The sequence below is a fragment of the Pseudomonadota bacterium genome (assembly GCA_041395565.1).
Lineage (GTDB): Bacteria > Pseudomonadota > Gammaproteobacteria > UBA9214 > UBA9214 > UBA9214.
In genome coordinates this window covers 515,231-529,028 of record JAWLAI010000003.1, presented here as the reverse complement: position 1 = coordinate 529,028, position 13,798 = coordinate 515,231, and the positions used below count along the sequence as shown (strand labels likewise).

Sequence of the window (13,798 nt, the reverse complement as noted above, 5' to 3'; positions counted from 1 at the left end):
GCGCCCGTTTTCGATCGTGGACAGACGCTGTTCGCCGTCAGTCCTTCTCCTGCAGGAACACGTTGTCCATGGCCACGGAGTACTTCTCCACGTCGCCCTCTTCCAGCTTGACCATGAGGCGCACCTCGTTGGCGGAGTCGGCGTAGTGCAGTGCGTCGTCGTAGCTGATCTCTCCCGCCTTATAGAGGTTGAACAGCGCCTGGTCGAAGGTCACCATGCCCTGCTGACCGGATTGCTTCATCAGTTCCTTGAGCTTGTGGATCTCACCCTTGCGGATAAGATCCTGCGCCAGGGGCGTGCCGAGCAGGATTTCCACGCACACGACCCGGCCGTTGCCGTCCTTGCGCGGGATCAGCTGCTGGGCGAGGAACGCCTTCAGGTTCATGGACAAGTCCATGAACAGCTGCGGGCGACGATCCTCGGGGAAGAAGTTGATGATACGGTCCATCGCCTGGTTCGCGTTATTGGCATGCAGGGTCGCCAGGCAGAGGTGGCCGGTCTCGGCGAACGCGATGGCATGATTCATGGTTTCGCGGTCGCGGATCTCGCCGATCAGGATGACATCCGGCGCCTGGCGCAGTGTGTTCTTCAGGGCCGTCTCGTATGACTCGGTATCGATGCCGACCTCGCGCTGGGTGATGATGCAACCCTGGTGCTTGTGCACGAACTCGATCGGGTCCTCGATGGTGATGATATGCCCGGTGCCGTTCTTGTTGCGGTAGTCCAGCATGGAAGCCAGCGATGTGGATTTACCGGTACCGGTGGCGCCGATAAACACGATCAGACCGCGCTTGGTCATGGCGAGATTCTTCAGGATCGGCGGCAGCTGCAGCTCCTCGATGGAGGGGATATAGGTCTCGATGCGACGCAACACCGCCCCGGCGTGGTTACGCTGGATGAACGCACTGGCACGAAAGCGCCCGACGTCTGGTTCGGAGATGGCGAAGTTACACTCGTGCGTGGCCTCGAACTCGTCGCGCTGCGCCGGCGTCATCATGTTGGTCACCATGCGCATCGCCGTCTCCGGGGTCAGCGCCTCACTCCCGATCGGCACCGTCTTGCCGTTCAGCTTGACCGTCGGCGGCAGGCCGGCCGTCAGGAACAGGTCGGAAGCCTGCTTTTCCTTCATCAACTTCAACAGCGGCAACAGATCCATATCAGCACCCTTACCCGCGAACTAGCGGAAGTTTTCCTTGATGGCCGCCTTCGCGCGGGCATCCTGCTTGGTGATCAGCCCCTTGGTCAGGATATCGGTCAGGTACTGGTCGAGCGTGGTCATGCCGACCGCATGACCGGTCTGGATCGCCGAGTACATCTGCGCCACCTTGTCCTCGCGGATCAGGTTGCGGATGGCCGGCGTGCCGATCATGATCTCCCAGGCCGCGATACGCCCGCCGCCGATCTTCTTCAGCAGGGTCTGCGAAATGACCGCACGCAGCGACTCCGACAGCATGGAGCGCACCATGGTCTTCTCGGCGGCCGGGAACACGTCGATCACACGGTCGATGGTCTTGGCCGCGGACGTGGTATGCAGGGTTCCGAACACCAGGTGACCGGTCTCGGCCGCGGTAAGCGCCAGCCGGATGGTTTCCAGGTCACGCATTTCGCCGACCAGGATGATGTCCGGGTCCTCACGCAGCGCCGAACGCAGGGCCTCGTTGAACCCCTTCGTGTCGCGGTGCACCTCGCGCTGGTTGATGAGGCATTTCTTGCTCTCGTGCACGAACTCGATCGGATCCTCGATGGTGAGGATGTGGTGGTAGGCCTTCTTGTTGATGTAATCGATCATCGCGGCCAGCGTGGTGGACTTGCCCGAACCGGTCGGCCCGGTCACCAGCACCAGACCGCGCGGCGTGTCCGAGATGTCCTTGAAGATCCCGGGCGTACCCAGGTCCTCGAGGCTGAGAATCTCGGAGGGAATGGTACGGAACACCGCGCCGGCGCCGCGATTCTGATTGAATGCATTGACACGGAAGCGCGCCAGATTGGGGATCTCGAAGGAAAAGTCGGTCTCGAGAAACTCCTCGTAATCCTTGCGCTGCTTGTCGTTCATGATGTCATAGACAAGTCCGTGTACCGTCTTGTGATCCAGCACGGGCACGTTGATCTTGCGCATGTCGCCGTCGACACGGATCATCGGCGGCATGCCGGCAGAGAGATGCAGGTCGGATGCACCGTTGTTGACACTGAAGGTAAGTAGCTCGGCAATATCCATGCGCGTTCCCTTGATAGATCAATTTCCGAAAAACGTTATCGACGTCAGCAGGGGATACTTGAACATGCGCCGAGCGGCGCACACGACCCGTTGGGGCACCATGCCCGGCCGACGCATCCGCCGGCAACTCGCCAGCTGCGACAGCGCCCGTTGCCTAGAGTATGCCGCATTGAAGCGAATTCTCAAGACAGCCGGCGACCCCCGTTAACGCAATGAAAGCATTGAATAATTACAGCCCTGCACGCGAACGCCCGGCGCCCGTGGAACGACCGCGCGCGCGCCATGCAAGCTTGTCGTTGCCAGCGTGCATCCTGTATTGTCGAGCACCATGACCGACACCAACCTGACCTTCATCGGCGGCGGCAACATGGCCAGCAGTCTCATCGGCGGACTGATCGCCGATGGCTGGAATCCGGCCACCATCCGGGCCAGCGATCACGATCCGCAGCAACAACAGCGACTGGCATCCCGCTTCGGCATCGCCACGACCATGGACAACCGGGCGGCCGCGACAGGTGCGCATGTCGTCGTCCTCGCAGTCAAGCCGCAGGTCATGCAGAGCGTCGCCATCGAGCTGGCCACGACCGTCGCGCAGGGTGGCCCGCTGGTGATATCCATCGCTGCCGGCGTACGCGAACGGTCGCTGCGTGACTGGCTCGGCGCGGGCGTCGCCATCGTGCGCACCATGCCGAATACCCCCGCGCTGGTACAGAGCGGCGCAACCGCGCTCTACGCCAATCCCAACGTCAGCGAGGACCAGCGCAATATCGCCGAATCGATCATGCGCGCGGTCGGCATCGCGCTCTGGGTCAGCGACGAGGCGCAACTGGATGCCGTCACCGCCCTGTCCGGCAGCGGCCCGGCCTATTTCTTCCTGCTCATGGAGGCGCTGCAGGCCGGAGGCTGCAGGCTCGGCCTGGCGGAAGACCCGGCCCGCCTGCTGGCGCTGCAAACCGCGTTCGGGGCTGCTAAAATGGCGCTGGAGAGCCCGGAAGACGCGGCCGCCCTGCGCCGCCGCGTGACCTCGCCGGGCGGTACCACCGAACGCGCAATCAGCGTCTTTCAGCAGCACGGCTTCGAGGAGATCGTCGGCAAGGCCATGCAGGCCGCCGTCGTTCGCGCGCGCGAACTGGCGGAAGAATTCGGGAACCGGACATGAACGACTATCTGACCAACCCGCTGGAGTTCCTGATCACCACGCTGATCAGCCTGTACATCCTGGCCGTGATGCTGCGCTTCCTGCTCGGCGTGGTGCGCGCGGATTTCTACAACCCGGTCAGCCAGTTTCTGGTACGCATCACCAATCCGCTACTGGTGCCCCTGCGCAAGGTCATTCCCGTCATCGGCAAATTCGATACAGCGGCGATTTTCCTGATGCTGGTGCTGCAGTTCATCTCTGTCCTCATCGTCGTCACATTGCGCGGCGCCAGCGTACCGTTCATCACCCTGCTACTGGTCACCATCGGCGAGCTGTTCCTGCTGCTCATCAACATCTTTCTGATCTCGATCGTCGTTCAGGTCATCCTGAGCTGGGTCAATCCCGGCACCTACACCCCGGTCAACTCCTTGCTGTACAGCCTCACCAACCCCATCCTCAAGCCGATCCAGCGCGTCATCCCGCCGCTGTCCGGTATTGACCTGTCGCCACTGTTCGCCATCATCGGGCTACAGGTTGTGCGCATGCTGATCATGCCGCTGCTGCACTGAGCCCTTGCCCGCATCCTGGTACCAGTGGGACGGAACAGACCTGTTGCTCGACCTGCATGTCCAGCCCCGGGCCAGCCGGGACCAGATCGGCGGCGTCCACGGCGAGCGCCTCAAGATCCGGATCACCGCCCCGCCGGTCGAGGGCCAGGCCAACGAGCATCTGCTGACCTTGCTCGCGCATGAATTCGGCGTTGCGCGCCGGCAGGTGGTCCTGCTCGGCGGCGCGACCGGGCGTGCCAAACGCGTCCGTATCGAACGCCCCGCACGGATACCCGACGGCCTGCTTCTTGCACCCCCGCATTCCAGCCAGTAGACTGAAACGCGTTACCAAACAATGTCTTACATAATAACATCCCCGCACCTGCCCGCCAGACCAGAGTGCGAGCGGGGCACACTCCGCCACGCCGTTCCCGGTCCGACAACGTGCCCACGCACCCTGGCCAGCCTGACAGCCCCAGGGTACGTGGATGACGACCCGCAGCATGGCGGCTGACGGTCGCGGCATGGATACGGTCGCACGCCCCACGTTCCGGGAGGCGGTCCTCAACCGGCGCATGCTGATCTGCGTCTTCACCGGTTTTACCTCCGGCCTGCCCCTCTATATCCTGATACAGCTGGTACCCGCCTGGCTGCGCACGGAGGGAATCGGCCTTGCAGAGATCGGCTTTTTCACGCTGGTGCAGATGCCCTACACCTGGAAGTTCCTGTGGGCGCCGGTCATGGACCGCTACACGCTGCCGTTCCTGGGCCGCCGCCGCGGCTGGATGCTGGTCACCCAACTGCTGCTCGCCGGATCGATTGCCGCGATTGGTTTGCTCGATCCGCAACTGTCGATATGGGCAATCGCCTATCTGGCCGCCACCCTGGCATTTTTCAGCGCCAGTCAGGACATCGTGCTCGATGCTTACCGGCGCGAGTTGCTGCCCGACCAGGAACTCGGGTTGGGCAATTCAATTCACGTGCAGGCGTACCGTCTATCGGGCCTCGTTCCCGGCTCGCTGGCCCTGATCCTCGCCGATCACCTGCCATGGCATTCGGTTTTCTTCATCGTCGCGGGTTTCATGGTGGTCGGCATCGCGCTGACCCTGAGCATTTCCGAACCGGCACGGGACCCGGACGCGCCGCGGTCGATTCGGCAGGCGGTGATTGAGCCTTTCCGGGAATTCATCGGCCGCCGCGGAATTGGCACGGCAGCGCTCGTGCTGGCATTCCTGTTCCTATATAAGCTCGGCGACAACATGGCGACCGCGCTGCAATCACCGTTTTTCATCGATGTCGGGTTTTCGCTGACGCAGATCGGCACGATCGCCAAGGCAGCATCGCTGATAGCGGCAATCGTCGGCGGACTGCTTGGCGGCCTGATCATGGTCAAGCTATCGATCAACCGCGCATTGTGGCTGTTCGGCGTCGTGCAGGTCATCAGCATCCTCGGGTTTGCGCTGCTGTCTGAAATCGGCGCCAACCCGTGGATGCTCGGATTCGCCGTCGCATTCGAATATCTCGGTGTCGGTCTCGGCACCGCGGCACTGACGGCCTTCATCGCACGTGCGACGAACAAGGCGTTCGCGGCAACGCAGTTCGCATTGTTTACGGCATTTGCAGCAACCCCGCGCACACTGGCGAATGCGGTGACCGGCATCATCGTCGAACACGTCGGCTGGACGAATTTTTTCCTGCTCTGCACGGTGCTCGCGATACCGGGCATGCTACTGCTGCTCAAGGTGGCGCCGTGGCACGATCGCGCCAGCGGATAGCGTGCCCCGTATCGACGTTGCCGCGCCGACGGTGCGCCAGCCGGCGCCGATCCCGCTGCGGTGCGGCAGCATCCCGGTCGTCCGCGGCAAGCGCCTTTTGGTCCGGCTGCTACAGTGACTCGGACTGCGCCACGCTGGCCGCCACCAGCGCCGATAATCTGTCGGGGGTATGCGTGATACCGGCCGCAGCAACCGGCGCTCGAACCTGGCGCACAGGACAACCGCGACCCTGCTTGCGATGTTCCCGCCGCTGCCACCCCTGCCCGCCGAGTACAAGGCGGTTGTTCCGGCGCCGCGGTCGACAGTATCCGCATCGGACCGACCTCCTCTCCGCCCACCTGCCGGGATTGACCGTCATCCTGCCGCTGCTGATCCGCATGGACCGGCAACCGGTACACAGCGGTTAGTACAGAAGTATTAGCCACCCGGTCTATTGCATTGCGTGCGCTCGCGGGGAAAATGTGGCGCTCTATAACCGGCAAGAAAAGCAGGGTTATACCGCCATGAAGTCCGAATTATCGACTACGCTTGAAATCATGAGACGAAGCATCCCGGAACGCAGGAATCTGGGGCAGCGCCGTTGGGGGCTGGCCAGTGACTTCCCGCTTAAGGACAGCTGCGGTGCACTGGTCATCGCCGAGCGGCGGCGGCTGTCCGACCGACGCCTCGAAAACACCACGTTCGAGGACCGCCTGCTGATGTTCAGCGGGCTGGTACAGATCGACCAGGATCTGCCCTCTTCCAGATAGACCGGCGCGGCGCGCTCGCCAGGCCGCCGCGCAAATCAACTTCAGATCACGCCTAGGCGCACCGGGATGAATACTGCGTTGCAGCGAGGACCGCTCTGCAGGCGGGTAATTGGCCTGCTTGTTAGGCGCTGCCGGGAAGCGAGAATCTGCGCTCAACAGCTGCGGTCCGCATCCTGGCAATGAGTTCCAGCGACAGAGAATTCTGCCAGGCTTTGTGCACGCCGCATCTGTGCCTGCGGCCGGCCGGCAGCATGCGTGGCGACTTTGCGTCGGTGCAGCGCACGGCGCCGGAAGTCACAACTCATAGTCGTAATCCATGATCAGCGGCGCATGATCGGAGAAGCGCTTGTCCTTGTAGATCCTCGCGCCCCGCACCGCCGCGCCGATACCCGGCGTGGTGATCTGGTAATCGATGCGCCAGCCGACGTTCTTTGCCCATGCCTGGCCACGGTTTGACCACCAGGTAAACTGCTCCGCTGCCTGGTTGACGGCACGGAAGGCGTCGACGAAACCGGCCGGTCCGAACAGTTCGTCCATCCAGGCGCGTTCCTCGGGCAGAAAACCGGAGTTCTTCTGGTTGCCGCGCCAGTTTTTCAGGTCGATCTCGCGATGTGCGATATTCCAGTCGCCGCACAGGATATACTCACGACGCTTGCGCTTGACCTCGCGCAGCCAGGGCATGAATCGCTCCAGGAAGGCGAATTTCACCTGCTGGCGCTCCTCGCTCGAGGAGCCGGACGGCAGGTAGAGCGACACGACGCTGAGTGATCCGAAGCGCGCCTCGAGGTAGCGCCCCTCGGCATCTACGTCCGGCCAGCCCAGCCCGGCGATCACGCGGTCCGGGCGGCGCCGACTATAGATCGCCACCCCACTGTAGCCCTTTTTCTCGGCGTCATGGAAATGGACATGCCAGCCGCGCGGCCGGAACACCGGATCGGCGAGTTGCCCGACCTGGGCCTTGGTTTCCTGCAAACAGACCACATCCGCCTGCTGGCGCACCAGCCACGGGAAAAACCCCTTGCGCGCCGCCGAGCGGATACCGTTGACGTTGACTGTTATGATGCGCATGCGGCCCCACCCGTGGCTGTGGGTGTGTATGATAACGGCCTTCCACAGTCATAACGACCCTGTTCACCATGAAAGGCTACCAGCACGAATTCATCGATTTCGCCATCCGCGCCGGGGTGCTTCGCTTCGGCGAGTTCACCCTGAAATCCGGCCGCGTCAGCCCCTATTTCTTCAATGCCGGCCTGTTCAACACCGGCGCGCACCTGGCCCGGCTCGGACGTTGTTATGCACAGGCTATCGTCGACAGCGCCATCGACTTCGACGTGCTGTTCGGACCGGCCTACAAGGGCATTCCATTGGCCGCGGCCGCCAGTATCGCGCTGGCCGACCGGCACGGGCGCGACGTGCCCTGGTGTTTCAACCGCAAGGAATCCAAGGATCACGGCGAGGGCGGCAACCTGGTGGGCGCGGCCCTCGCCGGGCGGGTGCTGGTCATCGACGACGTCATCACGGCCGGTACGGCCATCCGCGAGTCGGTCGACATTATCCGGGGTGCCGGCGCCACGCTGGCCGGTGTCGTCATCGCGCTCGATCGCCAGGAGCGCGGCCGCGGGGAGCGCTCGGCAATCCAGGAAGTCGAGGATACACTGGGCGTACCGGTGGTCAGCATCGTGCGCCTCGAGCACTTGCTCGAATACCTCGCGACCCAGCCGGGCCATGACGTGGACATCGCCCGCATCGAGGCCTACCGGGCGGAATACGGGGTTTGAAACGCAGTCTCTGCGCGAAACGTTTTCAGATTTTCTTGGCGCCTTTGCGTCTTGGCGCGAGCCTGCTACCCGACGATAAGTTTGATCCCCACCAGCAAGGTCACCAGCTCGAAGGCGCGCTTGATCCAGCGATTGCTGGAACGGATCGCGAGGTGTGCGCCGAGATAACCACCCAGCAGCGAACCCAGCAGCAGCGCGGGCAACCAGCTCCAGCGAATATCGCCGAGGATGCCGAGGGTCAGTGCGCCGGTCCCGTTCCAGAACACGCCGACCAGGATCAGGGTATAGGCAATGGCCCGGCGGTAGTCGAGCCCGAACCAACGGACCAGCCACAGCGTGACGAACAGGCCGGTGCCAGAGGTCAGCGACCCGTTCAGTGCACCGATGGCAAACAGGACCAGGCCACCCCACAAGCGCCCGCGGCGGCCGTGGTTGACCGGGATAACGTTCTGGCCCAGTTGCGGGTGCAGCCAGGAATAGATGCCGAGACCTGCCGTCAGCAGACCCAGCGCCACCTCGGCGTGACGCCCGTCGACGCCGAGGATGACGTTGGCACCGAGAACGACGCCGGGCAAGCCGGCAAGCAGGATTGTCGTCGCCAGACGACGCTCCAGCGCCCCTTCTCTCAAGTGCCTGATTGTAGCGCCGATACCCAAGGCAACGCTGGCGACCTTGTGCGTGGCAAGCGCAATTGCGAACGGCAGTCCGAGGAAGATGAGGACGGGTAGCTGTATGAGTCCGGCACCACCACCCGAGAATGCCGAGAAGGCGTTGGCCAGCAGGGATAGCAGGAAAAGCAGGAGTTGTTCGGCAAGGCTCACATTTTTCCCCGCTTCCTGATTACGGTATATTTTCCAGCCAGCAGAGTTGCAGAAAACCGCATGCGCAACAAGAGCGACAGACTGATCCGGCAATGATGAACATCACCCGTACACTGCGCTGCCTGCTGGCCATGCCTGTGCTGCTGGCTGCGGGCGCCGTGCATGCCGAACGCGCCTACAAATGGGTCGATGCCGACGGCAATATCCAGTACAGCAACCGGCTCCCGCCCGAGGCGGCATACTCCGAACGCAAGGAGCTCAACGAGCAGGGCCGGGTGCTGAAGGTCTACAAGGCCCCGTTGACGCCGGAAGAGAAAGCCGAGGCCGAACGGCTCGCCGAACTCGAGGCAAAGCAGAAGGAACGCGCCGAGAAGCGCGCCATTCACGATCGCAGCCTGCTCGCCACCTACGCCAGCAAGGAAGACATGCTGAAGGCGCAGCAGGACAAGATCTCAATGGTGCAGGGCCTGGTGCAGCTCACGCACAGCCGTATCCGCGCCATGCAGGAACGCCTGCTGGCGCTGACCGAGGAGGCCGCCAGCTACGAGCGCAGCGGCAAGGAGCTGCCGTTCACGCTGCAGCACCAGATCAAGAACCTGCGCGACCAGATCAACCACAACAAGGAATTCTCGCTCGACAAGCAGGCCGAGATCGAGGAGATCAAACAGCAGTTCGCCTTCGATATGAAGCGCTACGAGGAATTGACCTCCGCCGGCGTCTCGCCCAAACCGGACAAGCGTCGCTCGGCCCTGGACCTTGCCATGGACAATCCGGAACTCAAGCTGGACCGGCACGACCGGACGCTGCTGGGCACATTCAGCAGCGAGGATGATCTGGTGTTCGCCCGCAACGAGGAGCTCGAGGTGATGGACCGGGAGATCAAGCAGGGCTATTACGATATCGACGGCCTGCAGCGACGCCTGGAAGAGCTGTCCGACAACGCGGACGAGTACGAGCGTCGCGGCGAGGTGCTGCCGAACGACCTGGTCAACCAGATGAAGGACGTGATGTCGGAGATTTCCATCAGCGAAGCCAAGCTGCAGGCAAAGCGGCACGAAAAGCTCGAGGCGGAAACCAGATACAACGATGACATCGAGCGTTTCCGCTACCTGATGTCGAGCATCAACCGCTAGCGCGGCATCAGGACGAAATCAGCGTCCCCACACCCTCGTCGGTGAACAGTTCCACCAGCACTGCATGCGCCACCCGGCCATCGATGATATGTGCCGCACGCACCCCGCTGCCGAGCGCCGACATGACACAACCGATTTTCGGCAGCATGCCGCCGGACACCGTGCCGTCATCGATCAGCCGCCGCACGTCCGCGAGCTTGAGGCCGGTCAGCAACTCGCCTTGCTTGTTCAGCAGCCCGGGGGTGTTGGTCAGCAGGATCAGCTTCTCGGCCTTGAGCACCTCGGCCATGTGACCCGCGACCAGATCGGCATTGATATTGTAGGAGTGCCCGTCCTCGCCCACCCCGATCGGTGCGATCACCGGTATGAAATCGCCGCCGATCAGCATGTCGACCACACTGGTGTCGATGCTTTGCACTTCGCCGACGTGGCCGATATCGATGATCTCCGGCGCATCCAGTTCCGGGGTATGGCGCCGGATCGTCAGCTTGCGCGCGCGGATCAGATCCCCGTCCTTGCCGGTCAGGCCGACCGCGTGCCCGCCGTGACGCGTGATCAGGTTGACGATCTCCTTGTTGACCAGGCCGCCCAGCACCATCTCCACTACGTCCATGGTTTCGCTGTCGGTCACGCGCATGCCGTCGACGAAACGGCTCTCCTTGCCCAGCCGCTCCAGTAGACGGCCTATCTGGGGGCCGCCGCCGTGCACCACGACCGGATTGATGCCCACCAGCTTCATCAGCACCACGTCGCGGGCAAAACCGCTTTTGAGATCCTCGTCGACCATGGCGTTACCGCCGTACTTGATGACCACGGTCTTGCCGCGGAAGCGGCGGATATAGGGCAGCGCCTCGGTGAGAACATGGGCGACGTTCTGGGCGGATGCGGGAGTCAGGGACATGCTGCGGCCAACCTGTGCGGTAACGATTCGTGTACGAAGTGTACGCGTGTGCGCCACCGGCTCACAAGTGCCGCACGGACGCGTTACCGCTGCTAGAACGGCAGTGCCAGGTCGCCCCGCACCTGCAGCATGGCGCGCCGGAATTCATCCATGATCCGCTGCAGGGCGTTATCGGTGTCGGCCTCGAAGCGCAGCACCAGAACCGGCGTGGTATTCGAGGCACGCACCAGTCCCCAGCCATCCTCGAAGTCGACGCGCAGGCCGTCGATGGTCGACACCGTGGCGCCCTCGAAATGCGCGGTCTCGAGCAGGCGCCGCATGAATTTCGGCGGCTCGCCCTCGCGCATGTGCACGTTGAGCTCCGGCGTATTCACGCTGTCCGGCAGCTCGGCGAAGATCTCGGTGCTGTTGCGGGTATCCTTGGCGATGATCTCCAACAGCCTGGCCGCGGCATAGAGTCCGTCGTCGAATCCGTACCAGCGCTCCTTGATGAAGATGTGCCCGCTCATCTCGCCGGCCAGCAGCGCCCCGGTGTCACGAATCTTGGCCTTGATGAAGGAATGACCGGTCTTCCACATCAACGGTTCGCCGCCATGCTCGCGGATGATCCGGTCGAGATAGCGGGTACATTTCACGTCGTAGATGATCATACCGCCCGGATTGCGCTCCAGGATATCCATTGCATACAGCATGAGTACCCGGTCCGGCCAGATGATGGTGCCGTCGGCCGCAACTACGCCGAGGCGGTCGCCGTCGCCATCGAAGGCCAGGCCGATATCGGCATGTCCGGTGCGCACCTTGTTGATCAGGTCGGTGAGATTGGCCGTCTTGCTGGGATCGGGGTGGTGGTTCGGGAAATTGCCGTCCACGTCGCAGTACAGTTCCGTCAGCGTGCAACCCAGCGAGCGCAGCAGGTCGGGCGCCACGGCACCCGCCACACCGTTGCCGCAATCGATCACCACCCGCAGCGGGCGGGCCAGGGTGACATCGCTGCGGATGCGTTCGATATAGTCGGGTATGACGTTGATGGTTTCGACGCTGCCGTTGCCGGAGATGAAGTTACCGGCCTTGATCCGCTCACGCAGGTCCTGGATACCCTCGCCGGACAGGGTCTCGCCGTCGATCACGATCTTCAGGCCGTTGTATTCGGGCGGGTTGTGGCTGCCCGTCACCATGACACCGCTCTGCGTATCGAGGTAGAAGGTCGCGAAATACAGCACCGGCGTCGGTACGCATCCGATGTCCTTGACGTCGCAGCCCGTCGCGACGATGCCCTCGATCAGCGCCTCGACCAGTCGCGGACCCGACAGCCGCCCGTCCCGTGCGACCACGATCTCGTTGCGGCCGCGCTGCAGCGCCTCGCTACCGATCGCCTGGCCGATGAAGCGCACGGCGTCTTCGGTCAGGGTCTGGTCCACGATGCCACGGATATCGTAGGCACGAAATATCGACGGGTCGATTCCGGTCATGATCGCATCGACGTCCCGGGTAGTTTCTTCCACGATTAGGCTGCCGGCCGGCACCGCCGTGGTGAAATCAGTGACCGCGGCCGGCGCGGCGTCCGCGGGAACAGCGGCGGCTGCGGACGCTGCTGCCTGTGTGCCGCCGGTCTCGCGGTCGCGCTCGCGCGGCGCGGCCCGGCGCTGCGCGCCGGTCTCTCTGGCACTGGCGGCGAGCTGGATCATGAACTCGATGGTTGGATGCAACTCGGCAAGCCCGCCACCCTCCTCGCGGCGCAGCCGTCCATCGCGGAAGTCCTTCATCAGGGTGACGATGGTGACCTCGTCCTGGCGCAGGGCCCGGAACAGGCGCCGGAACAGGACGAAGACCAGCGCGGCGAACAGCGCCGCGCAGACGCCCAGCGCCGCCAGTACCCACATGCTGATTCCCGCGAGCGCGGCCAGTGCGCCGCTCTCGGGCCACCAGGCGATCTGCCAGCGGGTGTGCTCGATCGGGACCACGCGTTCCGGCGCGCCTGATTTCAGTCCCGCAGCGCCGCGCACTGCCACGACCACCGGTTCGCCCTTCTCACCGTCCTGGCGTAACTCGATGTAGCCATGCAATTCCTTCAGGTCGTCGAGGATACCCTGCAGCACATCATTGGACAGGGACAGCATGATATGGCCGACCACGCCCGTACCGGCCGGATCCATGACCTTGCGCACGATGTTCACGTGCTGCTGCGGGGTGTTGAACAGATGCACCTCGACCGGTGGCGGCTCGACATTCTTCTCGGCGCTGGCCATCTGCGCCAGTGCCGCATAGCTCAGTGGCGGCGAGGCATTGGGGTCGACCATGGTGATACCCGGCGGCAGCAGGCGCACGTTGATCGCAGTCGGAAACACGTAGCGCAGCGACTCCTCGCGCGCAGCGCGGTCGGCCGCGGTCCCGACCATCAGGATGTCAGCGATCTCCGGATCCTTGGCCAGCAGGGCGGCACTGGCACCGTAGTAATCCGCCATCGCGGCAACCCTGGCAGCCAGCAGATCGGTGGTGGTGGTGGTTTCGCGCTCCTTGGCGGCGACGATGTAGATCGCCGTCAACTGGAACAGAAAATAGGCCAGGACGGTGAGCAGGATGATCCCGGCGAATAACAGCTGGGTTCTTACCCGGGCCAGGCTGGCGGAATGCAACTTTTCCGGCACCGACTTGGCCTTGTTCGCGGCCGGCCGAGCGCGCTTGCTGGAACCGGGTAACGGAAATTTCATGGCTGTCCTTCGGCTGACTGCAACATCCTGAG

The 13,798-nt window shown here is 63.3% G+C and carries 13 protein-coding genes; 7 read left to right on the top strand and 6 right to left on the bottom strand.

Annotation, left to right across the window (positions count from 1 at the left end):
• Positions 1 to 37 precede the first annotated feature (37 nt).
• Both R3F42_05655 and R3F42_05650 read right to left on the bottom strand, forming a co-directional pair.
• Positions 38 to 1,156 carry a PilT/PilU family type 4a pilus ATPase gene (locus R3F42_05655; GenBank protein ID MEZ5541513.1) on the bottom strand — a complete coding sequence of 373 codons (1,119 nt, stop codon included), beginning with the start codon at positions 1,154 to 1,156 and terminating at the stop codon, positions 38 to 40.
• Between the two features lie 21 nt (positions 1,157 to 1,177).
• Complete coding sequence (locus R3F42_05650; protein MEZ5541512.1) at positions 1,178 to 2,215, bottom strand: type IV pilus twitching motility protein PilT; 1,038 nt, start codon at positions 2,213 to 2,215, stop codon at positions 1,178 to 1,180.
• A 328-nt stretch (positions 2,216 to 2,543) separates the two neighbouring features.
• Between R3F42_05650 and proC the strand changes: the two genes are divergently transcribed.
• From proC to R3F42_05625, 5 genes are all read left to right on the top strand, one after another.
• Positions 2,544 to 3,374: a pyrroline-5-carboxylate reductase gene (gene proC, locus R3F42_05645; protein MEZ5541511.1), complete on the top strand. Its 831-nt coding sequence runs from the start codon at positions 2,544 to 2,546 to the stop codon at positions 3,372 to 3,374.
• On the top strand, positions 3,371 to 3,922 hold the full coding sequence (locus tag R3F42_05640; protein MEZ5541510.1) for a YggT family protein: 552 nt from the start codon (positions 3,371 to 3,373) through the stop codon (positions 3,920 to 3,922). Before proC ends, R3F42_05640 begins: the two co-directional genes overlap by 4 nt.
• A 4-nt stretch (positions 3,923 to 3,926) precedes the next feature.
• A complete protein-coding gene (locus tag R3F42_05635; GenBank protein ID MEZ5541509.1) occupies positions 3,927 to 4,235 on the top strand; it encodes a DUF167 family protein in 309 nt (102 codons plus the stop codon).
• Between the two features lie 154 nt (positions 4,236 to 4,389).
• Entirely contained in the window at positions 4,390 to 5,676 is a 1,287-nt protein-coding gene (locus tag R3F42_05630; protein ID MEZ5541508.1) for an AmpG family muropeptide MFS transporter, read from the top strand.
• A gap of 536 nt (positions 5,677 to 6,212) precedes the next feature.
• Positions 6,213 to 6,425, top strand: coding sequence for a hypothetical protein (locus tag R3F42_05625; protein MEZ5541507.1), 213 nt, complete (start codon positions 6,213 to 6,215; stop codon positions 6,423 to 6,425).
• Between the two features lie 294 nt (positions 6,426 to 6,719).
• Here R3F42_05625 and R3F42_05620 read toward each other — a convergent pair whose 3' ends face one another.
• On the bottom strand, positions 6,720 to 7,493 hold the full coding sequence (locus R3F42_05620) for an exodeoxyribonuclease III (GenBank protein MEZ5541506.1): 774 nt from the start codon (positions 7,491 to 7,493) through the stop codon (positions 6,720 to 6,722).
• 68 nt (positions 7,494 to 7,561) lie between these two features.
• On the opposite strand from R3F42_05620, the gene pyrE reads away from it, so the two are divergent.
• The gene (gene pyrE, locus R3F42_05615) at positions 7,562 to 8,203 is read left to right on the top strand and encodes an orotate phosphoribosyltransferase (GenBank protein MEZ5541505.1); all 642 of its coding nucleotides are present in this window, start codon (positions 7,562 to 7,564) and stop codon (positions 8,201 to 8,203) included.
• A gap of 65 nt (positions 8,204 to 8,268) precedes the next feature.
• Here pyrE and R3F42_05610 read toward each other — a convergent pair whose 3' ends face one another.
• On the bottom strand, positions 8,269 to 9,024 hold the full coding sequence (locus tag R3F42_05610) for a sulfite exporter TauE/SafE family protein (GenBank protein MEZ5541504.1): 756 nt from the start codon (positions 9,022 to 9,024) through the stop codon (positions 8,269 to 8,271).
• Between the two features lie 92 nt (positions 9,025 to 9,116).
• Here R3F42_05610 and R3F42_05605 point away from each other — a divergent pair, with 92 nt between their 5' ends.
• Positions 9,117 to 10,157, top strand: a complete 1,041-nt coding sequence (locus R3F42_05605) for a DUF4124 domain-containing protein (protein MEZ5541503.1) — start codon at positions 9,117 to 9,119, stop codon at positions 10,155 to 10,157.
• Positions 10,158 to 10,164: 7 nt separating this feature from the next.
• On the opposite strand, the gene argB is transcribed toward R3F42_05605, so the two are convergent.
• Entirely contained in the window at positions 10,165 to 11,058 is an 894-nt protein-coding gene (argB, locus tag R3F42_05600; protein ID MEZ5541502.1) for an acetylglutamate kinase, read from the bottom strand.
• Between the two features lie 92 nt (positions 11,059 to 11,150).
• Positions 11,151 to 13,766: a phosphomannomutase/phosphoglucomutase gene (locus R3F42_05595; protein MEZ5541501.1), complete on the bottom strand. Its 2,616-nt coding sequence runs from the start codon at positions 13,764 to 13,766 to the stop codon at positions 11,151 to 11,153.
• Between the last annotated feature and the right edge of the window lie 32 nt (positions 13,767 to 13,798).